We start from the raw sequence: 21,704 nt of genomic DNA, 5'->3' as shown, positions 1-21,704 counted from the left end.
CTCCGTCATTCATCGGTCAGCATTACCGCTTTAAGCCACGGCAAATCAATGGCGAAGGACACCGGAGCGCGTTCTTGCTCAAATAGTATCGTTCTGCCGGAGAGCTTGCGCACCCTGTTGAAGACTTCAATTCTCCCGACACCGATAAGTTCCGACATGGCGGCGCTGGTGATTTTGCGAACAGGAAGCGTTGTGGCTGGCTTAATTTTATGTTGATGGCGGGCAAGAATGAGGTCACCATGTTCTGACGTATGGGGGATAGATGATGACAAGTTTGACGATTTTGGCTTTCGCATTGGTGGCGTTCATAGGCATAGCCACGCCGGGGCCGACAGTATTACTGGCACTGACCAATGGTTCGCGCTACGGCCTTCGAACAGCAAGCGTGGGCATGGTGGGAGCAGTTCTTTCAGACTTCGTGCTCATCGGGGCAGTGGCCCTTGGCTTGGGCGCGCTTTTGGCTGCATCCGAATTCTGGTTTTCCGTGGTCAAATGGATAGGCGTTGGATACCTGACCTTCCTCGGGATCATGCTTTTGCGGTCCAGAGGAACGCTCGAGGTTACGAATTCGCATAGGGAGGCTGGCGGAGGCCCCTCTTCCCGCTCGGTGCTCCTCAAGAGCTTCTTTGTCGCTATTACCAATCCCAAGGGTTACCTGTTCTTTTCGGCGTTCCTGCCTCAATTCGTTGTGCTTGATCAGCCCCAATTTCCACAATATCTGGCGCTGGCACTGACCTTTGCAATGATCGACGCCATTGTCATGTTTGGCTATGCACTGCTTGGGTCACGCGCGGTCAAGCTGTTGAAGCAATCAGGCGCATTGTGGCTGGACCGGATTTGTGGCGGCGCATTGCTGGCCCTTGCCGGGTCTCTCGCCTTCTACCGACGCGCAAGCTGACGCGAAACGCCGTTTTCATGGTACTTCATAAAGGCGATTCCTGGGGAATGCGCTCTATAGCGCAGCAATGCAAGCGGCAGGACATTGTGAAAATGGGGTTAAATAAACCTCGACATGGAATGCATACAATTTTAAGTATTATGACAACAGCTTTCACCTCGCCTTGATATTCATCAAGGTACCCAGGAGGAAATTGTCATATCGAGGTGGGCGGGGGATCTGCGTTCGCAGGCAGACCGGTGCAATGACATCAATATCCGTGTCATGCGCAGAATCGATTATATTGGATAATGGATTTTCTCGGAGCCGTTATATGGGAATTATGCATAGCGAGTTTGTTGAAAGACTGAGAAAAGCCGTCCGGGAACACGAGGAGCGGATTATCCGTTTGGAAAGCGGCCAAGAAAAAGTATTTCGATCGTCTCGCGACGGGCAAAAAGAAGATATATCTTTACAGACAGCAGATCATTATCGGCGGCTATCGCATCATTTACGAGAAATAATATCGCGGCACGATCAGAAAAACGGCCTTATTGCCGAGCCCAAAGAAACCTGAACATCCATAAATATTGAATTTTGAAGAAGTGGCGATCCCGACTGGATTCGAACCAGTGACCGTCGGCTTAGAAGGCCGGTGCTCTATCCAGCTGAGCTACGGGACCAATCTGTTGTAAATCAATGCGTCCAAGGCTGCATGCGGTCGAATCGGAAGTTCTCCGAATAGGATACAACGCGACGGCGTGTTTCCTTGGGTTCCTGCACCGAATAGGCAATGCCATTCTTTTGGGCGTAAGCTATTGCCTCTTCCTTGGTTTCAAAGGAAAGGCGTATCTGGCTCTTCATATCGCCCGATGAGGTATAACCCATAAGCGGCTCAACCTTACGTGGTTGTTCCGGCTCAAACTCAAGCATCCAGGCCTCGGTTTTGGCCTTGCCGGACTGCATTGCGGTTTTTGCGGGGCGATAAATGCGCGCGGCCATTGAAGAAATCCTTTTGTCTGCAATTCCGATATATTACAGGCTTTGCTTCAGTTCCAGCAGCAATCGTCGTTGAAGTGGTCGGAGCGGAGAGATTCGAACTCCCGACCCTCTGGTCCCAAACCAGATGCGCTACCAGGCTGCGCTACGCTCCGTGTTCTTCAACGGTTGCCTGACTAGAGTTTCCGGAGACGAGAAGCAAGCTATAAATTCAACAAATCCAATAAAAAACTGAACCGTGCCGGAAGGTCGCAGGTTTGACAGCGGTTTTGGCAGCGCTCAGAGGTCGAAAGCCGCCTGCCCTTCGTCCAATGCTGTAACGACCCCCGCCGCCAGAGCGCGGGTTATCTTGGATTTTTTCTCAAGGGCGGCACGGTCGAGTCGCTCCACCACCCGATTCGCGGTCGAGAGCGACCGTTCAATGTGGCTGACCAGGAAACCAATGACATTCGGGTCCACGGCAATCTGGCGATCTGCGAAAAGCTTATAGAGTACGCCGGAGAGCAGCAGATCATCCGGCTCGCCAATCTCGACGGTGGTAGCGGCCTTCAGGCGCGATGCAAGATCCGGCAGGGTTACAGGCCAATTTGCCGGCCAGATGCGCGAGGTCATCAAAAGACTGCTGCCGCTTTGTCGGACATTATTGATCAAATGGAACAAAGCGGACTCATCGATTGGTCCTGTTCCTATATCATCGATCAAAAAAGGCCCGGTTTGACCAGCGGCGGCAGCGATATTGCGCGCATCGATGACCATTGCGTTCGATTCCGCCTTCCAGACAGCTGCAAGATGGGTTTTACCGGAGCCTGTCGGGCCCGCCAGTATGACGACCGGTGAAATCCAGTTTGGCCATCGATCCACAATGTCGACAGCGGCCATGTTGGTGCCGGAAACAATGAGATCGTCGCGGGAGTAGCCTGGCTCGTGACCAAGGTCCAGCGGCAGTTGGCGGGGCTTTGTCGTGTCATTCATGGCGCGAACAAATACAACCTAGCTCGGCGCACTGTCACCTGATTTGTTTTGTCTCGTCGGTTTTGCGGAAATCGCCTGTGTAGAGCGGGGATTGCTGATAACGATTGATGACAAACCGCACCAGCACACCAATAGCGGCGGCAGTTGGCACGGCAATCAGCATGCCTGTGAACCCCATGAGCGAGCCGAAGGCAAAAAGCGCAAACATCAGCCAGACAGGATGCAAACCAACAGATTGACCAACCAGCTTTGGCTGCAGGATATTGCCTTCGATGAACTGGCCGATACCAAATGCGATCGCGACACCGACGATACCGCCCCATTCCGGCCAGAACTGCACCAATGCCACGCAGAGGGCCAATACCAGACCAACCAGCGATCCAACATAGGGTATGAAGCTGATGAGGCCTGCGAAAAGCCCGATGAGCAGCCCGAAATTAAGACCAACAACAGTAAGGCCGACTGCGTAAATCATCCCGAGCAACAGACAGACGGTGCCCTGCCCGCGCACAAAACCGGCAATAGCCTTGTTCATGTCAGTAGCGATGCCGCGCACTGTATAGAGGTGATCGCGGGGCACCAGCTGGTCGATCTTCGAAACCATGCGATCCCAGTCAAGCAGCATGTAAAACGCCACCACAGGCGTCACCACGAAGAGTGCAACAACATCAATAAGCGTCTTGCCCGAACTCCAGATCGATTGCAGCAAGGTAGTGAGGAAGCCAGCACCCTGCTGAAGCAGCGAATCGAGGCTGTTGCGGATAACGGAAGCATCAACGCCTATGAAATCCTTGAGCCACTGCGAATCCCGGCTGGCGATCAGCTCCTGGAGCCGCGAGACATAACTTGGCAGCCGCGCGATGAAATCGCTCATCTGCGATGCCAGGACGGGCACGAGAATGATCAGCAAAACCGTGAACGTGACAATGAAGAGGACAAGGATAACAACGGTTGCAAGCAGACGCGACAGACCGAGGCGCTGTAACCTGTCAGCGACGGGATCAAGAAAGTAAGCCAACACCATGCCAGCAACGAACGGCAACAGGATTGAGGAAAATACAAACAGGAACAGCGCAAACACGACCATCGCAGCAGTCCAGAAAATGGCCTGACGACGGAAACTGCTGGTAAGTGAATTTAGCTGCACCTCGACATGGATATCCTTGTCGGGAATCTCCACGGGAACGGGAGGTTTTTTTGTCGTTACAGCCTTGCCCGGAGTCTTGCTCATAACCGCCATTCTCGTTGTTCAGTCTGGAGATAGGCAGTCAGTAGAGGTGCGGTCAAGGCTCTAACTGTCAATAAGTGGCGTTTTATAGCCCCTTGCGGCACTCAGACCTTGCAGCTTGGTCAGAGTCGTGTCATTTCGCGGGCAATAATCTGGAGTTGACCATGAGCACCGAAGAACAGCCCGGCAAGAATGGCCTTACCTATGCGCAGGCCGGTGTCGACATCGATGCAGGCAATTTGCTTGTCGAAAAAATCAAGCCGCTGGTGCGTTCAACACGCCGCCCGGGCGCAGATGGCGAAATCGGCGGTTTTGGCGGTCTTTTCGATCTAAAGGCCGCGGGTTTCAAGGACCCTGTACTGGTTGCAGCCAATGATGGCGTGGGCACGAAGCTCAAGATCGCCATTGATGCGGGTGTTCATGACACTGTGGGGATAGATCTCGTCGCAATGTGCGTCAACGATCTGGTCGTACAGGGAGCCGAACCGCTTTTCTTCCTCGACTATTTTGCCACGGGCAAGCTCGACCCCGATCAGGGTGCAGCGATTGTCGGTGGTATTGCCGAAGGCTGCCTGCAAGCTGGATGCGCGTTGATTGGCGGTGAAACGGCGGAAATGCCGGGCATGTACCGCGATGGCGACTATGATCTTGCAGGCTTTGCTGTTGGCGCGGCCGAGCGCAACCAGCTTTTGCCGACCGGCGATATAGAAGAAGGCGATATTATACTCGGCCTCGCCTCTTCCGGCGTTCACTCCAACGGCTTTTCCCTGGTGCGGCGCATTGTTGAGCTTTCCGGTCTTGGTTGGGATGCAGATGCACCATTCGAAACCGGCAAGACGCTGGGACAGGCACTGCTGACGCCAACGCGCATCTACGTGAAAGCGCTGCTTGCAGCGATCCGCGAGACCAATGCGATCAAGGCGCTGGCGCATATTACCGGTGGCGGTTTTCCAGATAATATCCCACGCGTGCTGCCGAAGAATCTGACGGCGAGCATCGATCTTTCTGCGATTAACGTGCCTGCGGTATTTTCATGGCTGGCAAAGACCGGCGGCGTGGAACGCGATGAGATGCTGCGCACATTCAATTGCGGCATCGGCATGATAGTCGTGGTTTCGCCGGAACATGCCGATACTGTATTGGCCGCATTGAACGCACAAGGCGAAAAGACAGTACGGCTAGGCACAATGATTGCACGCACTGATAGCGGCGTTGTTTATCAGGGCGCATTGGCGTTGTGATCCAGGGCGCTGTGACCAAGAAACGCGTTGCAGTGCTGATTTCCGGGCGTGGCTCCAATATGAGCGCGCTTGTGGAGGCAGCCAAACATGACGACTATCCGGCGGAAATCGTTGCGGTCATCGCCAACAAGGCGGATGCTGGTGGGCTGGAAACGGCCCGGGCAGAAGGCATCCCTGCAATTGCCATTCCTCACCGTGACTATGCGTCCAAGAGCGAGCATGAAGCAGCTGTTTGCGCAGCGCTTGTCGAAGCCAAAGCGGATATTGTCTGTCTGGCAGGCTATATGCGGATTATCTCACCCGAATTTGTCGCGCAATGGGAAGGGAAGATGCTCAACATTCACCCTTCTTTGCTGCCACTCTTCAAGGGCCTGCATACGCATGAGCAGGCGCTTGAAGCAGGCGTGCGCGTGCATGGTTGTACGGTGCATTTCGTCACTGCCGGTATGGATGACGGCCCAATCATTGCCCAGACCGCAGTGCCTGTGAAAACCGGCGATACACCGGATATGCTTGCTAAGCGTGTGCTTTCCGTAGAGCACGAGACCTATACCCGCGCGTTGGCGCTGGTTGCACAAGGCAAGGCCGTGATGAAAGATGGGCGGACGGTTTTTAGCGATTAGAAGACCAAAGCTCTGTAGCAGGGCCTTATGTCGCCGCCTTCACCCAAACTTTGTTGTCGTGAAACGCCGCGCCGCCATAGGGTGCTGGTGCATCGGCGCCAGTGAGCACATTGATCCCTTCGCCGCGCTCAAAGGACGAATTGGCGAAGATTCCTTCTGAAATCACCACGCCGCGTTTTGTCAAAGGTTGAACACGCGCGTGAAGAATGACCTCACCGCGAACATTGCCAACTTCCACACGGTCGCCCTCATGAATGCCGAGCATTTCCGCATCTTCCGGATGGATCAATAATTCAGGCCTGCGTTCCTTTTGAAGGGATGTCGGCGTTTCGGCAAAAGTCGAGTTGAGAAAATTATGCGCGGGCGATGTCGCCAGGCGGAACGGATGTTTCTCGTCGGCCAGCTCGATAGATTGGAAATAATCGGGCCATTGCGGCAAGGTTTGATATGGCCCTTGCGGTCCCATGGATTGGGGTGGCCTGTTTGGCGATAGCGTTCCGGTCCAGTCAGGCTTGAAGCGGAATTTCCCATCGGGCCAGCTGAAGCCATTCTGATAATGCGCCGTTTCAAAATCCGGCTGCATATCGAGCCAGCGCAATTCCTTGAGCATGTCGAAGCCCGGCAGATTGCTGGAATGCATCATATTATCGATCAACGTCTTTTCGTCGAGGCCGAAACCGGGAAGATCGCCAACGCCAAGACGATTAGCCAATTCATTGATAACGAACAGATTTGGGCGCGTTTCGCCCGGCCCATCAATCAGCTTTGGGCCAAGCACAATGTGCTGCTGGCCGCCGCCGCGATAAATATCGTCATGCTCCATGAACATCGTTGCTGGCAACACGACATCTGCCAGCTTGGCGGTGTCGGTCATGAATTGCTCATGCACAGCCATGAAAAAATCGTCGCGCAGCATGCCTTGACGGACAAGGCGCTGTTCGGGTGCAACATTGGCCGGATTGGTATTTTGGACAAGCATCGCCATAACAGGCGGACCACCATAAAGCGCGCTCGGATCGCCGGTCAGCGCAGCGCCAATACGGCTTTGATCAATATGGCGGATGGAAGGGTCGGCAAAGGCGCGGCCTTCAATCTCCCGCTTGTCCATGCTGTAAATGCCGCCGTTCGAATAGAATGCGCCGCCGCCTTCATATTTCCACGCGCCGGTGATGGCTGGAATTGACAAGGCGGCATGCATGTTAACGGAACCGTTACGTTGCCGGGTGAAGCCAAAGCCTAACCGGAAGAAGGTCTTCTTGGTCGTTCCAACAAGTCTGGCGAATTCTTCAATTTCAGCGACTGCAAGCCCTGTGATGGCTGCCGCCCAGTCGGGCCCGCGGCTTTGCAAATGCCGCTCCAGACCTTTTGGATCATCTGTATAAGCGTTTAGATAGTCCCAATCCGCCATGCCATCGCGGAACAGAATGTGCATGACCGCGCAGGCCAAGGCACCGTCTGTGCCGGGTTTCAGCACAAGACCAAGATCAGCCTGCCGAACTGTTGCAGTTTCATAAATATCGATGGCAACGATCTTCGCACCGCGATCCTTGCGGGCACGGACGGCATGGGTCATGACATTGACCTGCGTTGCCGCAGCGTTCGTACCCCATATAACCACGCAATCGGATTTCGTCATCTCGCGCGGATCGACACCGGCTAACTTCCCCGTTCCGGCATAAAATCCGGTCGTCGCAAGGTTGGTGCAAATACTGTCGAATGTGTTGGTGTATTTCTTGGCGTGGCGAAGCCGGTGTACGCTGTCGCGTTGGACCAGCCCCATTGTTCCAGCATAAATATAGGGCCAGATGCTTTCCGAGCCGTATTCGGTTTCAGCTTTGAGGAAGCGCTCCGCAATCAGATCAAGCGCTGCTTCCCAACTTGCCTCTTTCCAGATGCCCTCACCTTTTGCACCGCTGCGAACCAGCGGCTTCAACAGACGATCAGGATGGTGGATACGCTCAGCGTAACGGGCAACCTTGGCGCAGATCACGCCAGCCGTATAGCTGTTGTCCTTTGCACCGCGCACACGTCCAATCATGCCTGAGTCGAGTATCTCGATATCAAGAGCGCAGGTTGACGGGCAATCATGAGGGCATGCGGAATGCCCTGTACGAAGAAGGACTGGTTTGTTCATGACCCTAGGCATAGCGCAAAAATTCAACGACAGAAATGCAGCTTTTTGTCTTGGTGACAAACTTGCGATCGCGGTGCCCGGATTTGGTGTAAATTAGGCGATCCGCATTACGGCGGCACCCGCAGCGATGAACGCCACTGCGGCGAGACGCTTGGAGCCAATTCGCTCTTTCAGGATAAATGCAGAAATGGCGACAGCGAAGAGAATCGAGGTTTCCCGCAATGCCGCCACCGCAGCAACCGGCGCCATGGTCATTGCCCAAAGAGCGAGACCGTAGGAGCCGAGTGTACCGACACCGCCGATTGTTGCCAGGCGGGTACGTTTGACAAAATGCGGCCAGAGCTCGCCGCGTCGCATGATAAGTGTCCACACCAGAAGCGGCACGGCGTTGAGCACGAACACCCACATTGTATAGGCTGCAGGCGCACCGGAATGGCGTACGCCCAAGCCATCAATCAACGTATAGGACGCAATAACGACTGCGTTGACCAAGGCGAGAATAGTTGTGGTGCGATTTGCCCCTACGCGGCGGCGCGACTCTAATGCGAGGGCAAGAACACCGGCGCAAATCAGGGCTATTCCTATCCATTTTTGCAAGGAAAGAACTTCCCCAACCAAAGGTCCGCTGGCAAGTGCAACGATCAAGGGAGCGGTGCCACGCATGATAGGATAGGCCTGGCTCATATCACCGCTGCGATAGGCAGCGGCAACCAGCGCAAGATAAATAACCTGTGCAACGCCTGACGCCGCCAAAAATGGCCAGCTTTCCGGTGCGGGAGCAGGCAAAAACGGCAGGCAGACAGCTGCTATCAATCCTGCCGAGGTGACAACCACGACTGTATTGAGAAATTTGTCGCCCTCGGATTTGACGACAGCATTCCAGCTTGCATGCATGAGCGCTGCAAAAAGCACAACGAGGACTACGGTTCCGGACATTTATATATTTACCTGCCGTATGCCGCATGATGGAGCACACGTTTCTGCTCTATGACAGAAATGCATACAGCAGCAAGTTGGATAATCTGATCTTTAACATCAACCATCTTGCGAGAGTGCGAACATCATGAAACAAGCGGCGCATGAACTATCGTCACGCCTATCATGCCGGCAATTTCGCCGATGTGGTCAAACACATCATCCTGACGCGGATTGTCCTTTATCTGCAACGCAAGGAACAGGCGTTTCGTGTGATGGACACCCATGCGGGCATTGGCCGATATGATTTGAAGGGCACGGAAGCTGGCAAGACCGGCGAATGGGTAAACGGTGTCGGGCGGCTTATGGGAGCCAAGCTCAATCCACAGGTAGCCGAATTACTGGCGCCCTATCTTGATATTATCCGCGCCGAGAATGTCGATGGCCAGATGCGTCATTATCCCGGCAGTCCGCTTATTGTACGGCATTTGCTGCGCAAACAGGACAGGCTTTCAGCACTGGAGCTGCACCCTCAGGATGCAAAACTGCTGGCAGAGGTTTTTGAAGGCGATTTTCAAACCCGTGTCACCGAGCTTGATGGCTGGCTGGCGCTTGGAGCCCATCTTCCGCCCAAGGAAAAGCGAGGATTGGTGCTGATCGACCCTCCCTTCGAGGTTGGCGGCGAATTCGACCGCCTGGTTGAGGGTCTGGCGCGGGCGCATAAGCGCTTTTCGGGCGGCACATTTGCATTGTGGTATCCTGTAAAAGATATCCAGCAGCTGCGACGCTTTACGGACATGCTGGCGGATACTGGTATTCCCAAGATATTGCGAACCGAGCTGATGATTCGAGCGCCGTCAGCAGAACCGCGACTCGACGGAACGGGGATGATCATCGTCAATCCGCCCTTTACACTGGAAGCTGAGTTGCAAACCATCCTTCCGGCGTTGTCAAAAATCCTCAGTGATGAACCGAATGCGGGGTTCAGGGTCGATTGGATAAGGGGTGAGCAAGTTGACGCTTGACCTGACGCTATCCCTGGTTGAAATTGCACACATAAAATATGTCCCGGAGAATATATCCATGTCACGCTTCTCGTCATTGATTGCTGCAAGCTTCGCCGTTGGTGTTGCCCTGTCATCTGCCGCCCCTGCCATGGCCGCAGATTACGTCGAAGGCCCGGCTCAAAGCTATGACGAGACCTGCGGACAGGCCCGCGTGCTTAACCGCATCGTCAACAAATTTTCTTATCAGGTAAGGCATGTTCCAAACCTGCCGCAGGTTGGTATCGACAATTTTACCGATGTGCAGCAGACACGCCACGAACCCAGTGCTGATCCTGAAATGGATGCGGTTGAACGGCATTATTGCCGCGCTACGGCTCATCTTTCCGACGGAAGCCAGCAGCCTGTCTGGTATCTCGTGGAGCACGGTCAAGGGTTTGTCGGTGTTGGAGACAATGTCGAATTCTGTCTTGCCGGTTTTGATCGCTGGCATGTTTATAGCGGAAGCTGCCGTACACTGCGCTGATTGAATTCAGCTGATGCCAGCTGGAAAGATTGCCCGCTATCTTCTGTTTGCGGCGCTGATCGGCATCAGTATTCTGACCTATTTGCGAGAACAGGACGTTCCGGCACCTCGCCCTGCAACGCAGGATAGGGAGAATGTGCCAGCCAGCCAGTTGCCCAAACAGCCTTCGGGCGAGAAATTGGCGACGGGAAGCGGATTTGATTTTTATGTTCTCGCGCTCTCCTGGTCTCCAAGCTATTGCGCGGCAGAAGGCGACCGCGCTAATGGGCAGCAATGCGCCTCCGGCAGACCTTATGGTTTTGTAGTTCACGGACTTTGGCCGCAATATGAACAGGGGTTTCCGCAGGATTGCGATAACTCGCAACCTCGCAATGTACCTTTTGCCCAAGCCAAGCAGCTCTCCGATATAATGCCTTCGACAGGCCTCGTCACTTATCAGTGGCGCAAGCACGGCTCTTGCAGCGGTCTGACGCAACGCGATTATTTTGCAACGATGCGTCAGGCAATGCAGCGGGTTTCCATTCCCTCCGCATATCGCCAACCAAGCCAGCGCAGCCCGATTAACCCGCTAGTGCTTGAACAGGCTTTCACAGCCGCCAATCCGGGTATGCAGAAAGATGGCATAGCAGTGACCTGCGATCGTGATTATTTGCGGGAGGTGCGCATCTGCCTGACAAGGGATCTGAATTTCCGTTCCTGCCCGCAGGTCGATAGGTCCTCGTGCCGTAGACGCGCTGTTGATATGCCGGGAGCGTTTTAGCTTGCACTAATGTTCTTGCATGGTTCGCCCTTCGACAAGGTATGTTTTGAAAAGAAAACACGCTTGCCGTCTTGCAACTCACTTTATCAATGCGCGCTTTTCATAATCCCACACGAAGTTTACCGTTTCACATCGAGTCGCAAAATCGGAGTTCATCGTGACTAAAGTTCTTTATTCACCCGCATCGCCCTATAGTACCAAGGTGCGTATGGCGGCGCATTATGCGGATATTCCGCTTGAAGCCGTTCTCGTTGACAGCAATGCGCAGCCGCCGGAATTGGTCAATGCCAATCCGCTTGGTAAAATTCCAACCCTGATCCTCGATGATGGCAAGGCGATTTTCGATAGCCGCGTCATTACGCAATATCTCAATCGCCTTTCCGGCAACAAGCTCTTCCCGCGCAACGCGGAAAAACGCCTTGAGGCAGAGCAGCTTGAGTCTATCGCCGATGGACTTTGTGATGTTCTGCTGGCGCATGTTTATGAGCGCCGCTTCCGCCCAGTAGAAAAAGTCTACGAGCCGTGGCTGGATCGCCAATGGGTCAAGGCAGTGCGTGTGCTTGATGTTTTGAACGCAGCACCTCCCCGTCTTGGCAAGAAACTGCATGGCGGCCATATCGCGTTGGCGGCAGCCCTCGCCTATGCAAGCTTGCGGTTCGAAGGCAAATGGGAAAAGGGGCGCTCTAAACTGACACGCTGGCAAAAGCGGTTCGAGGAATTGCATCCCGAACTGGCGGCATTGTTGCCGAAGTAATTTTGCGGAAGGCCTGAAACGAAAAAAGCCGGACAGTCTCCTGTCCGGCTTTTTCCGTTAAATCACCCTAGTATTAGAACTTGTAGCCAACACCCAGACGAATTTCATTCGTTGTGATCTTGTTCGATACATCGTCGATACCACCGAGATCGTAGTTCTTCTTGCCGAAATCGGTGTAACGATATTCAGCACGGCCAACGATATTTTCGGTGATTTTGGCTTCTGCACCAACACCGGCTGTCCAGCCGATATGTGTCTTGGAATCGCTGCCATCAGGACCGCTAAGCTTGCCTTCAGTCATGGCAACACCGCCTGTACCGTAAAGCAGGACCGGATCAAGAGCGACACCGGCGCGGGCACGTACTGAACCCTCTACGCCCTGCTTGGCTCTATAACCAAAACTGCGTTCCTTGGCACCGGAGTAACCAACGTCGCCTTCAACACCGTAAACAAACTGGCCATTCTGAAGGTTGTAACCGCCGTAAACGCCGCCCTTCATGCCATCGGCATCAAGCTTGCCTTCGGATGTCTTGTTCTTGTTCCAGCCATAGCCGCCATAAGCACCGACGTAAGCACCATCCCAGCCGCCAACTGGCTGTTCAAACGGTGCAGCCTCAGGAGCTGGCGCCTGTTCGACGATAGCATCAGCAGCGAGAACCGGGGCGGAGAGCGTAAGCACAGCCGCCGAAGCGAGGATCATTGTTTTAAGAGTGCGCATCGCAATCTCCTTTTTAAACTCTATTTACACGCAGCGGGCCTTTGGTCGGGGGGGAAACCAAAATTACGTCCGCTTGACGAGAATGACATTCGCTCTTCAATGTGGCGGGACTCGTGCCGGACTGTGAAAAGAAACTGTCAGGAAAATGGCCGAAATGCGATGTGGTTTTTCAGCAACAATTAGAATTTCCCTGCAAATTCAATCATTTATAAATAAGCTTACAAAATAGAAATCGCACACTATTTGAATCAAATTTCATTCAAAGTCATACAATATTGCCGGTCAATATAGTATACTTAACGCTTGCTTAAGATTTACATTGGACTTGGCGATAATGATGATTTTCTGTCTCTATCAGAGTTTTCCGTGTTTGATTTCCAATCCGCGTTAAAGTTCGACTAGAACTGTTCATTGCTGACGTTAGCCCCTCGCGCTTTATCGGGCTCATGCCTATATTTAGCGTTGAATCACCCCATGAAGGAGAAAACTGTGACGCTTGATCGACCGATTGCCCTTGTAACTGGTGGTGCCAAGCGCATCGGCAAGGCAATTGTTGAAGATTTGGCCGGTCACGGGTTTGCTGTTGCAATTCACAGCAACCATTCACGCGCTGAGGGTGAGGCCCTACTTGCCGCAATCGAGAGCAAAGGCGGCAAGGGTTGCGTTGTTGAAGCTGACCTAACTGATAGCGACGCAACAAGGCGGCTTGTTTCCCAGGTGCAGCACGAGCTTGGGCCGGTACAGCTTCTGGTCAACAACGCTTCGGTTTTTCAGGAAGACGCAATTGGCAATCTCGCAGATGATGTTGTTTGGAACAACCACTTTGCGGTGCATGTGAAGGCGCCGGTGCTGCTTGCGGACGCCGTTGCCTCGTTGCTGCCCGATGGACAGGATGGGCTGATTGTTAATATTATTGACCAGCGCGTCTGGAAACTGACCCCAAAATTCCTGTCATATACTTTGTCGAAGAGCGCCCTGTGGACTGCTACCCAAACGCTGGCGCAGGCATTGGCTCCCCGTCTTCGCGTCAACGCGATTGGACCTGGACCGACCATGCCGAGCGACCGACAGGACCAGCATGATTTCAATCAACAAGTCAGCAGCCTCCTTTTGGAGCGAGGCCCGGACCTTTCAGAATTTGGCCGTACAATTCGTTATCTTTGGGAGACACGCTCCATTACGGGGCAAATGATCGCCCTTGATGGCGGACAGCATCTGGCCTGGAAAACCGCCGATGCGACGGGAATCGCAGAATGATCGAACCGGCAAAACAAGCGACTAACCTCGAACGGGACGACCCCGATTTCGACATGGCGGAAAACACTGACGAAACGGCCAGAGTGGCCAATGAACCGGTGCGGAACGTTGCAGCGCTGATTAGCGCTATCGAATGGGATTCAGCAATTGTCAGCGACGGCAATAGTGGCGCCGATGTCATTGCCGAACTTGTCAAACGCCTGCCCAACAAACCTGGCGTCTATCGCATGTTCAATGAAGCAGGCGACGTGCTTTATGTTGGCAAAGCACACAGTCTGAAAAAACGCGTTTCAAACTATGCACGTGGACAGGGCCACAATAATCGCATTGCGCGCATGATCCGCGAAACCATGAAAATGGAGTTCGTGGTTACCCGTACCGAGACGGAAGCCCTGCTGCTGGAAGCGAATCTTATCAAGCGCTTGCGTCCGCGCTTTAACGTGCTGATGCGCGATGACAAGTCGTTTCCCTATATTTTGCTGACAGCGCCAAAACCGGGAGAGCGGCGCATTGCCCCCGGCATTTTCAAGCATCGCGGTGCGCGGTCAAGCAAGGGAGACTATTTCGGCCCATTCGCTTCTGCCGGTGCAGTGGGCAGAACAATCACCGCGCTACAGCGTGCCTTTCTGCTGCGCACTTGCACGGATTCATTTTATGAGAACCGCACGCGCCCCTGCCTGCTCTACCAGATCAAGCGTTGCTCTGGCCCTTGTACCGGCGAAATTGACGAGCGCGATTATGATGAGCTCGTTGCCGAGACGAAGGCGTTTCTTTCGGGCAAGAGTCAGGCGGTGAAGACGCATCTTTCAAATGCGATGCGGGATGCCTCTGCCGATCTCGATTTCGAACGGGCAGCAATCTATCGGGACAGGCTTTCGGCCCTATCCCATGTGCAATCCCATTCAGGCATCAATCCGCAAGGTGTCGAGGAAGCAGATGTCTTTGCGATCTACCAGGATGGCGGCGTCACCTGCATTCAAGTGTTCTTTTTCCGCACCGGGCAAAACTGGGGTAATCGCGCTTATTACCCCAAGGCGGATTCATCCTTGTCTGGTGCCGAAGTTCTGGGGGCATTCCTGTCGCAGTTCTATGATGACAAGCCCTGCCCTTCAATGATCCTGCTTTCCGAAGTAGTGGAGGATCAGGAATTACTGGGAGTTGCGCTGACAGCCAAATCCGAACGCAAGGTCACGATCCTTGTTCCACAACGCGGCGAAAAGAAAGATCTGGTCGAGCATGCCTTGAGCAATGCGCGAGAAGCTCTAGGGCGGCAATTGGCAGAAACATCGTCGCAATCGCGCTTGCTCAAAGGTGTAGCGGAGACATTCGGACTGGAAAAGACGCCGCGCCGCATCGAGGTCTATGATAATTCCCACATTATGGGCACCAACGCGATAGGCGCCATGATTGTTGCCGGACCCGAGGGTTTCGTCAAAAACCAGTACCGGAAATTCAATATCCGCTCGACAGATATTACGCCCGGCGATGATTTCGGCATGATGCGTGAAGTGATTGAGCGCCGCTTCAGCCGATTGGTCAAAGAACATGGCACGCCTGAAAACAAGGATATGCCGGCACAAGATGTCGAAATCGATGAATTCGATGATGATTCAGATGCCTTCCCGGCTTGGCCCGATATTATTCTCATCGACGGCGGGCAAGGTCAGATGAGCGCGGTGCGAGGTATCCTCAACGAAATGGGTCTTACCGACAAGGTCACTGCCATTGGTGTCGCGAAGGGCGTGGACCGCGATGCGGGCCGCGAGCGCTTCTTCATGGAAGGCAAACCAGCCTTTACCCTACCCCCGCGCGATCCGGTGCTATATTTCCTCCAGCGGCTGCGTGACGAGGCCCACCGATTCGCGATTGGCACGCACAGAGCGAAGCGAAAAAAAGAGATGATAAAGAACCCGCTCGACGAAATTGCAGGCATCGGACCATCACGCAAACGCGCGCTGCTGCATCAATTTGGTACTGCCAAGGCCGTTTCCCGGGCTGCTGTCGAAGATTTGATGAAGGTCGACGGTATATCTGAAGCGATGGCTATTACAATTCGCGATCATTTCCGTACATAGGAAGGAAACTGGTCGGAGCGAACTTTGCTCTGCTATCAGACATAATTGCGCCTGACTTGGCCATGATGAGCTTGACGTAAGGTGCTTAAGTCCCTTTGATCGGTAATGATTTGAATGGTTGGAAATATGCCCAAGAACAACGCCTACTCACTACCGAATATCCTGACCTATGCCCGTATTATTGCTGTGCCGCTGGTTGTCCTGTGCTTTTTCATTGAAGGAAGCCTGCAATCAAGCGATACAGCCCGTTGGGCCGCGCTTGCCATATTCATCATTGCCAGCGTTACCGATTTTTTTGACGGCTATCTGGCGCGCATCTGGAAGCAAACATCAACAATAGGCCGCATGCTTGATCCTATCGCTGATAAGTTGCTCGTCTCCGCTTGCCTGCTTCTTTTGGCAGCAGATCAAACTATCGCCGGTTGGACACTCTGGGCCGCGATTATTATTCTTTGCCGCGAAATTCTGGTCTCTGGCCTGCGTGAATATCTGGCAGAGCTTAAAGTCAGCGTGCCTGTGAGCCGTCTGGCAAAATGGAAAACCACGATTCAGATGGTCGCGGTGGCTTTTCTCCTTGCGGGCCCGGCTGGCGACAAGATCGTGCCAATCATCACAATTCTTGGTATCGTGCTCTTGTGGAGTGCCGCACTGATAACTCTCTATACCGGCTGGGATTATTTCCGCGCTGGCCTGAAACATGTGGTGGATTGATCAATGACCAAACTCGTCTATTTCGCATGGGTGCGTGAGCGGATCGGAAAAGGCGAGGAAGTGATTGAGCTTGACCCGGCAATTGTCACAGTCAGCGATTTACTGGCTCATTTGAAAACCCGCGGTGAAGAATATGCCGCGGCTCTCGAATATGAGAATGTGATCCGCGTTGCCATCAATCAGGAACATGTGGAACACGACGCTTTTGTAAAAGGAGCAACCGAAATCGCCCTGTTCCCGCCGATGACCGGGGGATGATATGGACGCGGTACAGCCACGGATCATAGTTCAGCGTGACGATTTCAATATCGCCGCTGAGATGAGCCAGATTTCCGGACAGAACCGGAATATAGGCGCTGTGGTAACATTCAGCGGTCTTTGCCGCGACGAAGCTGGAACGCTGGCGGCGCTTGAGATTGAACATTATCCCGGCATGGCGGAAGCAGAAATGACCCGCGTTGCAGCCGAAGTGCTGGACCGCTGGACACTTACCGGCCTCACAATCATTCATCGTTTCGGGTTGATCAAACCCGGAGAGAACATTGTTCTTGTCATGGCGGCATCAATCCATCGCGAGGCGGCATTCAATGCCGCTTCATTCCTGATGGATTATCTGAAGAACACAGCCCCGTTTTGGAAAAAAGAACATTTGAATACGGGCGAAGAACGCGGCTGGGTCGAAGCCAGGACCAAGGATCAGGACGCATTCAAACGTTGGCACAGCCTGTGAACCGGCTCGCAACAGGTTCGCTGATTGTTGGGTTTATCGCAGTGTTGGTGCTGGTTATCCTGTCAATCGTGGCATAAGACCAATAAAAAAGCCGGGCGAACCCGGCTTTTTATTCATCAGCTTTTAAGAATCAGCCGACAATTTCTGTACCGGAGAACCAGTAAGCAATCTCTTCTGCAGCTGTTTCAGGTGCATCGGAACCATGTACCGAGTTTTCACCGATCGACAGGGCGAAAGTCTTGCGGATTGTGCCTTCGTCAGCATTGGCTGGATTGGTGGCGCCCATGACTTCGCGGTTGCGCAGGATTGCGTTTTCGCCTTCAAGAACCTGAACGATGGTTGGAGCGGAAGACATGAATTCTACCAGTTCGCCAAAGAAAGGGCGATCCTTGTGCACTGCGTAGAAGCCTTCAGCTTCGCGGCGGCTCATCCAGACGCGCTTGGAAGCGATAACACGAAGACCGGCTTCCTCAAGCTTGGCGGTGATGGCGCCAGTGAGGTTGCGGCGTGTCGCGTCGGGCTTGATCATCGAGAAAGTGCGTTCAATTGCCATGGAAATGAAACCTTGTCATTTTGGGGAGATTGGATGGCGGGTCTATAGCGGCAGGCAGTGCGTTTGCCAAGAGACCTTTTACCCGATGCGCTTGAATGCCCTCCTGAACCGCCCTCTTATGCCGCAGCCAATACCTTACGGGCTATGCCGCCATGCAGATCGAGACACCGCTCGAACCAGTCTGCAACCGGGTCTCCCTCATCAAACAGCTCGTAAGGCGTCAACACCCTTGCCCATTGGAATGCGCCGAAAATAATGTAATCGCCAAAGAGCGGGGTTTCACCGCCAATGAATGGCTGCGAGAGCAGCATCTTGCGGATCGGAGCCAGGCTTTTGGTAAATGCGTCGCGCTTACTATCGCGATCAGCGGCGACATCTTCAAGCTTGCGGCCAAAAATCTGTTCGCGGCTTTCGCGAAAATAAGCCTGGTTTGGTGTGTCCAGCACATCGTGTACCGGCATCAGCACGACCAGATTGAGGAAGGGATGCAGGATCATTTGCGAATACCCCTCGACAAAACGAGCCATGGCGCGGCCGCCCTCGCCTTTGAAAAGTGAAGGACGGTCCGGATAATGATCCTCCAGATAGAGCGCGATGTCGAATGAATCAGCAACGAGCTTTTCGCCATCCCTTACCACCGGGACCTTGGCGGAATAGCCGTTTTCAAGTTTCGGAATATCAATAAAAGAGACCGCATTCCTATCAAATGGCAGGCCTTTATGAGCGAGTGACATTACTGTCTTCCAGCAATGAGGACTAAATGGGCGGCTCTTGTCAGTACCGACAAGCTCGTGCAGAACAATTCCCATGGCAAATTACCTCGCTCGATATAATATGTCAGCAATACTGACTCTTGTAATGGAGAAGTCAACGGATGGAACAGCATTTTCAGATGCTGGCGGCATATAACCGCTGGGTAAATGAGCGGCTTTATATGGCAGTGGCCGAGCTGGAGGACGAGGAATATCGCCGTGACATGGGCGCCTTTTTTGGCTCGTTGCACAGGACGCTAAACCACCTGCTGGTGACTGACCGCATCTGGATGTTTCGCTTTAGCGGCGAAGGCGATGCTCCCAAGGCTCTCGATGCCCTACTCTTTGACAGGTTCAATGAGCTGAAAGCGGCGCGGGAGCAGGAAGATGCCCGCATTTTAAACTGGGTACGGAGCTTGGACAGCAAGGCAATCGCCTCTCGTTTCACCTATACGACCGTGAGTGACATGCGCACCATCAGCCAACGGCTGGCACCAGCTCTGGCGCATCTGTTTAATCACCAAACCCACCATCGCGGTCAGGCTCACGGTATTTTGACGAGTCTTGGAAAGACCTTGCCTTCGTTTGATCTCGCTCAATTTCAAAGGACTGAAGAAGGTAGGCCTTATTCTTGAACTCTTCCTTCAAACTATTGAAAATCTTTGCAAGAACGCAATAGCGCCCTTCGACAAACTCAGGATGAGGAAGGTGGTGGGTTGCAGGCATCAAGAATTGCAGCTTCAGTGATATTATTGCGGAGCATCAACCTTCGTCATGGTGAGCCATCCTGAACTTGTCGAAGGGCGAACCCCGCATAGCAGCCGTGCAATCTGACTTTTAAACACGAATACCTTGCGGAAATGAGATTTCCCGTGCAAAAGCGCGGCCATGCTTATTCTCGACGATATATCCGTGCGGATGGCCGGCCGTTTGCTGATCGATCACGCCAGTCTCAACCTGCCATCCGGCACAAAAGCCGGGCTTGTGGGCCGCAATGGTGCGGGCAAATCCACACTGTTCAAGGTCATCACGGGCGAACTTCACGCTGAAACCGGCGATTTCTTCCTGCCGAAGAATATCCGTATCGGTCAGGTGGCGCAGGAAGCGCCCGGCACAGAAGATTCATTGATTGAAATCGTGCTTGCTGCCGACAAGGAACGTACGGAACTGCTAGCGGAGGCGGAGACTGCAACCGATCCGCATCGTATTGCCGATATTCACATCCGACTGGCCGACATTGACGCGCATTCGGCTGAAGCCCGCGCCGGAGCAATTCTTTCTGGCCTTGGTTTTGATGCGGAAGCGCAAAAACGACCGGCATCGTCTTTTTCCGGCGGTTGGCGCATGCGCGTTGCCCTGGCGGCGGTGCTGTTTGCTGAGCCGGATCTTCTGCTGCTCGACGAGCCAACCAACTATCTCGATCTGGAAGGCACCTTATGGCTGGAAGATTATGTGCGCCGTTATCCGCATACCGTCATCCTCATCAGCCATGACCGCGACCTTTTGAACTCCGCCGTCAACTCTATCATTCATCTGGATCAGACCAAGCTGACACTTTGGCAGGGCAATTACGATCAGTTCGAACGTCTGCGTTCGGAAGCACTGGAATTGCAGCAGAAGGCGCGTACCAAGCAGGAAGCGCATCGCAAGCACATGGAAGCCTTTGTGGAGCGTTTTCGCGCCAAGGCATCCAAGGCCAAGCAGGCGCAATCACGCTTGAAAGCCTTGCAGAAGCTCAAACCGATTTCCGCGCACATTGAGGATCATGTGATGCCATTCCATTTTCCGGAACCGGAAAAGGTCGTGGCCTCTCCTATTATCGCTATTGAAAGCGGTGAAGTCGGCTATACGCCGGGCAAACCCATTCTCAAGCATTTGAACCTGCGCATCGATGCGGATGACCGCATTGCGCTGCTCGGGTCGAATGGCAATGGTAAGTCCACGCTTGCCAAGCTAATCAGTGGCCGCCTACCTTTGCAAAAAGGCAAGATCACGGTTGCTTCGAACCTGAAAATTTCCTTCTTTGCCCAACATCAGCTGGACGATCTCGTACCGGAAGACAATGCCATCGAGCATGTCCGCAAGCTGATGCCGGATGCACCAGAAGCGAAGGTGCGCGCGCGCGTCTCGCGCATGGGTCTTGCTACGGTCAAGATGAATACGGCGGCGAAAGACCTCTCTGGTGGTGAAAAAGCCCGACTTTTGATGGGACTTGCGACGTTTGAAGGGCCAAATCTGCTGATCCTCGACGAACCGACCAACCACCTTGATATAGACAGCCGCGAAGCCTTGATGCACGCGCTAAACGAGTTCGACGGCGCTGTCATCCTGATTGCCCATGATCGCCACCTGATCGAAGCGACAATGGACCGGCTGTGGTTGGTGCGCGATGGCGCAGTTGCGCCTTATGATGGCGATCTTGATGCTTACCGTTCACTGGTTCTGGCTGATGCCAAGGCCGAGCGCTCGGGCAACAAGATCGTGGTCGAAGAAGGCCAGAAGCTCAGCAAAGCAGAACAGCGGAAGCTGGCTGCCCAAAAGCGCGAGGCATTAAAGCCGTTGCAGAAAAAGATTCAGGAAGCCGAAGCACAGGTTCAGCGCTTCCAGAAGAAGATCGACTCGCTGCAAGTCCAACTCGCGGACCCGATCATCTATTCCCGCGAACCTGCAAAGGCGACGCAGATCGGCAAAGAGATTGGCTATGCCAAATCTTCACTGGCGCGTGCCGAGGAAGAATGGCTGGCGCTCTCCAGCGAATATGAAGAGGCCATGGCTGATTTATAATTAAGAACATCGCAAGAGAGGGAACGTGCAGGTCGAAACAGTCCCCTCTCCTGGATTTTTCAGAGTTTCAGGGCCAAGACCCTAGCCCTCC

At 53.7% G+C, this 21,704-nt stretch carries 24 protein-coding genes and 2 tRNA genes; 15 read left to right on the top strand and 11 right to left on the bottom strand.

Annotated elements, in window-relative coordinates:
- Positions 1 to 5: 5 nt before the first annotated feature.
- Positions 6 to 272, bottom strand: a complete 267-nt coding sequence (locus V9K95_RS19440) for a hypothetical protein (protein ID WP_336441902.1) — start codon at positions 270 to 272, stop codon at positions 6 to 8.
- Here V9K95_RS19440 and V9K95_RS19435 point away from each other — a divergent pair.
- Together V9K95_RS19435 and V9K95_RS19430 are read left to right on the top strand one after the other, a co-directional pair.
- Complete coding sequence (locus V9K95_RS19435) at positions 266 to 898, top strand: LysE family transporter (RefSeq protein ID WP_115051759.1); 633 nt, start codon at positions 266 to 268, stop codon at positions 896 to 898. The two genes, V9K95_RS19440 and V9K95_RS19435, sit on opposite strands and share 7 nt — an antisense overlap.
- Positions 899 to 1,211: 313 nt before the next feature.
- Positions 1,212 to 1,454: a hypothetical protein gene (locus tag V9K95_RS19430; RefSeq protein WP_115051760.1), complete on the top strand. Its 243-nt coding sequence runs from the start codon at positions 1,212 to 1,214 to the stop codon at positions 1,452 to 1,454.
- A gap of 29 nt (positions 1,455 to 1,483) precedes the next feature.
- Here the strand turns inward: V9K95_RS19430 and V9K95_RS19425 are convergent.
- The 5 genes from V9K95_RS19425 to V9K95_RS19405 form a co-directional block, all read right to left on the bottom strand.
- A tRNA-Arg gene (locus V9K95_RS19425) sits at positions 1,484 to 1,560 on the bottom strand.
- A gap of 13 nt (positions 1,561 to 1,573) precedes the next feature.
- Positions 1,574 to 1,879 (bottom strand): NADH dehydrogenase ubiquinone Fe-S protein 4, encoded by a 306-nt coding sequence (locus V9K95_RS19420; RefSeq protein WP_115051761.1) that lies wholly within the window; start codon positions 1,877 to 1,879, stop codon positions 1,574 to 1,576.
- Positions 1,880 to 1,954: 75 nt separating this feature from the next.
- Positions 1,955 to 2,031: transfer RNA gene (locus tag V9K95_RS19415), tRNA-Pro, on the bottom strand.
- A gap of 124 nt (positions 2,032 to 2,155) precedes the next feature.
- The gene (hdaA, locus tag V9K95_RS19410) at positions 2,156 to 2,848 is read right to left on the bottom strand and encodes a DnaA regulatory inactivator HdaA (RefSeq protein WP_115051762.1); all 693 of its coding nucleotides are present in this window, start codon (positions 2,846 to 2,848) and stop codon (positions 2,156 to 2,158) included.
- 34 nt (positions 2,849 to 2,882) lie between these two features.
- Complete coding sequence (locus V9K95_RS19405) at positions 2,883 to 4,088, bottom strand: AI-2E family transporter (RefSeq protein WP_370878816.1); 1,206 nt, start codon at positions 4,086 to 4,088, stop codon at positions 2,883 to 2,885.
- A 152-nt stretch (positions 4,089 to 4,240) separates the two neighbouring features.
- Between V9K95_RS19405 and purM the strand changes: the two genes are divergently transcribed.
- Positions 4,241 to 5,317, top strand: a complete 1,077-nt coding sequence (gene purM / locus V9K95_RS19400; RefSeq protein WP_336441903.1) for a phosphoribosylformylglycinamidine cyclo-ligase — start codon at positions 4,241 to 4,243, stop codon at positions 5,315 to 5,317.
- Between the two features lie 11 nt (positions 5,318 to 5,328).
- The gene (gene purN, locus V9K95_RS19395; RefSeq protein WP_336441904.1) at positions 5,329 to 5,940 is read left to right on the top strand and encodes a phosphoribosylglycinamide formyltransferase; all 612 of its coding nucleotides are present in this window, start codon (positions 5,329 to 5,331) and stop codon (positions 5,938 to 5,940) included.
- 25 nt (positions 5,941 to 5,965) lie between these two features.
- Here the strand turns inward: purN and V9K95_RS19390 are convergent, their stop codons facing one another.
- Together V9K95_RS19390 and V9K95_RS19385 are read right to left on the bottom strand one after the other, a co-directional pair.
- Positions 5,966 to 8,074 carry a molybdopterin oxidoreductase family protein gene (locus V9K95_RS19390; protein WP_336441905.1) on the bottom strand — a complete coding sequence of 703 codons (2,109 nt, stop codon included), beginning with the start codon at positions 8,072 to 8,074 and terminating at the stop codon, positions 5,966 to 5,968.
- 93 nt (positions 8,075 to 8,167) lie between these two features.
- A complete protein-coding gene (locus V9K95_RS19385) occupies positions 8,168 to 9,010 on the bottom strand; it encodes an EamA family transporter (RefSeq protein WP_115051765.1) in 843 nt (280 codons plus the stop codon).
- 143 nt (positions 9,011 to 9,153) lie between these two features.
- Between V9K95_RS19385 and V9K95_RS19380 the strand changes: the two genes are divergently transcribed.
- The 4 genes from V9K95_RS19380 (at position 9,154) to V9K95_RS19365 (ending at position 12,033) form a co-directional block, all read left to right on the top strand.
- Positions 9,154 to 10,014 carry a 23S rRNA (adenine(2030)-N(6))-methyltransferase RlmJ gene (locus tag V9K95_RS19380; protein WP_336441906.1) on the top strand — a complete coding sequence of 287 codons (861 nt, stop codon included), beginning with the start codon at positions 9,154 to 9,156 and terminating at the stop codon, positions 10,012 to 10,014.
- 58 nt (positions 10,015 to 10,072) lie between these two features.
- On the top strand, positions 10,073 to 10,519 hold the full coding sequence (locus V9K95_RS19375; RefSeq protein ID WP_307286481.1) for a hypothetical protein: 447 nt from the start codon (positions 10,073 to 10,075) through the stop codon (positions 10,517 to 10,519).
- 13 nt (positions 10,520 to 10,532) lie between these two features.
- A complete protein-coding gene (locus V9K95_RS19370) occupies positions 10,533 to 11,279 on the top strand; it encodes a ribonuclease T2 family protein (protein WP_336441907.1) in 747 nt (248 codons plus the stop codon).
- Positions 11,280 to 11,436: 157 nt separating this feature from the next.
- Positions 11,437 to 12,033, top strand: a complete 597-nt coding sequence (locus V9K95_RS19365; protein ID WP_336441908.1) for a glutathione S-transferase — start codon at positions 11,437 to 11,439, stop codon at positions 12,031 to 12,033.
- A gap of 73 nt (positions 12,034 to 12,106) precedes the next feature.
- On the opposite strand, the gene V9K95_RS19360 is transcribed toward V9K95_RS19365, so the two are convergent.
- Entirely contained in the window at positions 12,107 to 12,751 is a 645-nt protein-coding gene (locus V9K95_RS19360; RefSeq protein ID WP_115051769.1) for an outer membrane beta-barrel protein, read from the bottom strand.
- 474 nt (positions 12,752 to 13,225) lie between these two features.
- On the opposite strand from V9K95_RS19360, the gene V9K95_RS19355 reads away from it, so the two are divergent.
- The 5 genes from V9K95_RS19355 to V9K95_RS19335 all read left to right on the top strand — a co-directional run bounded on the left by V9K95_RS19355 (position 13,226) and on the right by V9K95_RS19335 (position 17,524).
- Positions 13,226 to 14,008 carry an SDR family oxidoreductase gene (locus V9K95_RS19355; RefSeq protein ID WP_115051770.1) on the top strand — a complete coding sequence of 261 codons (783 nt, stop codon included), beginning with the start codon at positions 13,226 to 13,228 and terminating at the stop codon, positions 14,006 to 14,008.
- A complete protein-coding gene (gene uvrC, locus V9K95_RS19350; RefSeq protein ID WP_442958591.1) occupies positions 14,005 to 16,083 on the top strand; it encodes an excinuclease ABC subunit UvrC in 2,079 nt (692 codons plus the stop codon). The genes V9K95_RS19355 and uvrC overlap by 4 nt, the downstream gene beginning before the upstream one ends.
- Positions 16,084 to 16,209: 126 nt before the next feature.
- Positions 16,210 to 16,794, top strand: a complete 585-nt coding sequence (pgsA, locus tag V9K95_RS19345) for a CDP-diacylglycerol--glycerol-3-phosphate 3-phosphatidyltransferase (RefSeq protein ID WP_115051772.1) — start codon at positions 16,210 to 16,212, stop codon at positions 16,792 to 16,794.
- A 3-nt stretch (positions 16,795 to 16,797) separates the two neighbouring features.
- Positions 16,798 to 17,052 (top strand): molybdopterin converting factor subunit 1, encoded by a 255-nt coding sequence (moaD, locus tag V9K95_RS19340; RefSeq protein ID WP_115051773.1) that lies wholly within the window; start codon positions 16,798 to 16,800, stop codon positions 17,050 to 17,052.
- A gap of 1 nt (position 17,053) precedes the next feature.
- The gene (locus V9K95_RS19335) at positions 17,054 to 17,524 is read left to right on the top strand and encodes a molybdenum cofactor biosynthesis protein MoaE (RefSeq protein ID WP_336441909.1); all 471 of its coding nucleotides are present in this window, start codon (positions 17,054 to 17,056) and stop codon (positions 17,522 to 17,524) included.
- A gap of 130 nt (positions 17,525 to 17,654) precedes the next feature.
- On the opposite strand, the gene ndk is transcribed toward V9K95_RS19335, so the two are convergent.
- Positions 17,655 to 18,077 carry a nucleoside-diphosphate kinase gene (gene ndk / locus V9K95_RS19330; protein WP_115051775.1) on the bottom strand — a complete coding sequence of 141 codons (423 nt, stop codon included), beginning with the start codon at positions 18,075 to 18,077 and terminating at the stop codon, positions 17,655 to 17,657.
- Between the two features lie 116 nt (positions 18,078 to 18,193).
- Positions 18,194 to 18,886 carry a glutathione S-transferase family protein gene (locus V9K95_RS19325; RefSeq protein WP_115051776.1) on the bottom strand — a complete coding sequence of 231 codons (693 nt, stop codon included), beginning with the start codon at positions 18,884 to 18,886 and terminating at the stop codon, positions 18,194 to 18,196.
- Positions 18,887 to 18,951: 65 nt separating this feature from the next.
- Here V9K95_RS19325 and V9K95_RS19320 point away from each other — a divergent pair, with 65 nt between their 5' ends.
- Both V9K95_RS19320 and V9K95_RS19315 read left to right on the top strand, forming a co-directional pair.
- Positions 18,952 to 19,464: a DinB family protein gene (locus V9K95_RS19320; protein WP_336441910.1), complete on the top strand. Its 513-nt coding sequence runs from the start codon at positions 18,952 to 18,954 to the stop codon at positions 19,462 to 19,464.
- A 253-nt stretch (positions 19,465 to 19,717) separates the two neighbouring features.
- Positions 19,718 to 21,613 (top strand): ABC-F family ATP-binding cassette domain-containing protein, encoded by a 1,896-nt coding sequence (locus tag V9K95_RS19315; RefSeq protein WP_115051778.1) that lies wholly within the window; start codon positions 19,718 to 19,720, stop codon positions 21,611 to 21,613.
- The last annotated feature ends 91 nt before the right edge of the window (positions 21,614 to 21,704 follow it).

The organism is Phyllobacterium sp. CCNWLW183 (assembly GCF_037203775.1).
GTDB lineage: Bacteria > Pseudomonadota > Alphaproteobacteria > Rhizobiales > Rhizobiaceae > Phyllobacterium > Phyllobacterium ifriqiyense.
This window is presented reverse-complemented; position numbering and strand designations above follow the sequence as displayed.

What these genes read in the sequence shown, in the direction of transcription:
- ndk (WP_115051775.1), bottom strand. Translation starts at nt 18,077, where the DNA reads ATGGCAATTGAACGCACTTTCTCGATGATCAAGCCCGACGCGACACGC.
- V9K95_RS19325 (WP_115051776.1), bottom strand. Translation starts at nt 18,886, where the DNA reads ATGGGAATTGTTCTGCACGAGCTTGTCGGTACTGACAAGAGCCGCCCA.
- purM (WP_336441903.1), top strand. Translation starts at nt 4,241, where the DNA reads ATGAGCACCGAAGAACAGCCCGGCAAGAATGGCCTTACCTATGCGCAG.
- V9K95_RS19315 (WP_115051778.1), top strand. Translation starts at nt 19,718, where the DNA reads ATGCTTATTCTCGACGATATATCCGTGCGGATGGCCGGCCGTTTGCTG.
- V9K95_RS19430 (WP_115051760.1), top strand. Translation starts at nt 1,212, where the DNA reads ATGGGAATTATGCATAGCGAGTTTGTTGAAAGACTGAGAAAAGCCGTC.
- V9K95_RS19360 (WP_115051769.1), bottom strand. Translation starts at nt 12,751, where the DNA reads ATGCGCACTCTTAAAACAATGATCCTCGCTTCGGCGGCTGTGCTTACG.
- V9K95_RS19335 (WP_336441909.1), top strand. Translation starts at nt 17,054, where the DNA reads ATGGACGCGGTACAGCCACGGATCATAGTTCAGCGTGACGATTTCAAT.
- V9K95_RS19435 (WP_115051759.1), top strand. Translation starts at nt 266, where the DNA reads ATGACAAGTTTGACGATTTTGGCTTTCGCATTGGTGGCGTTCATAGGC.
- V9K95_RS19405 (WP_370878816.1), bottom strand. Translation starts at nt 4,088, where the DNA reads ATGGCGGTTATGAGCAAGACTCCGGGCAAGGCTGTAACGACAAAAAAA.
- pgsA (WP_115051772.1), top strand. Translation starts at nt 16,210, where the DNA reads ATGCCCAAGAACAACGCCTACTCACTACCGAATATCCTGACCTATGCC.
- uvrC (WP_442958591.1), top strand. Translation starts at nt 14,005, where the DNA reads ATGATCGAACCGGCAAAACAAGCGACTAACCTCGAACGGGACGACCCC.
- moaD (WP_115051773.1), top strand. Translation starts at nt 16,798, where the DNA reads ATGACCAAACTCGTCTATTTCGCATGGGTGCGTGAGCGGATCGGAAAA.
- V9K95_RS19355 (WP_115051770.1), top strand. Translation starts at nt 13,226, where the DNA reads ATGAAGGAGAAAACTGTGACGCTTGATCGACCGATTGCCCTTGTAACT.
- V9K95_RS19375 (WP_307286481.1), top strand. Translation starts at nt 10,073, where the DNA reads ATGTCACGCTTCTCGTCATTGATTGCTGCAAGCTTCGCCGTTGGTGTT.
- V9K95_RS19390 (WP_336441905.1), bottom strand. Translation starts at nt 8,074, where the DNA reads ATGAACAAACCAGTCCTTCTTCGTACAGGGCATTCCGCATGCCCTCAT.
- V9K95_RS19370 (WP_336441907.1), top strand. Translation starts at nt 10,533, where the DNA reads ATGCCAGCTGGAAAGATTGCCCGCTATCTTCTGTTTGCGGCGCTGATC.
- V9K95_RS19385 (WP_115051765.1), bottom strand. Translation starts at nt 9,010, where the DNA reads ATGTCCGGAACCGTAGTCCTCGTTGTGCTTTTTGCAGCGCTCATGCAT.
- hdaA (WP_115051762.1), bottom strand. Translation starts at nt 2,848, where the DNA reads ATGAATGACACGACAAAGCCCCGCCAACTGCCGCTGGACCTTGGTCAC.
- V9K95_RS19420 (WP_115051761.1), bottom strand. Translation starts at nt 1,879, where the DNA reads ATGGCCGCGCGCATTTATCGCCCCGCAAAAACCGCAATGCAGTCCGGC.
- V9K95_RS19380 (WP_336441906.1), top strand. Translation starts at nt 9,154, where the DNA reads ATGAACTATCGTCACGCCTATCATGCCGGCAATTTCGCCGATGTGGTC.
- V9K95_RS19320 (WP_336441910.1), top strand. Translation starts at nt 18,952, where the DNA reads ATGGAACAGCATTTTCAGATGCTGGCGGCATATAACCGCTGGGTAAAT.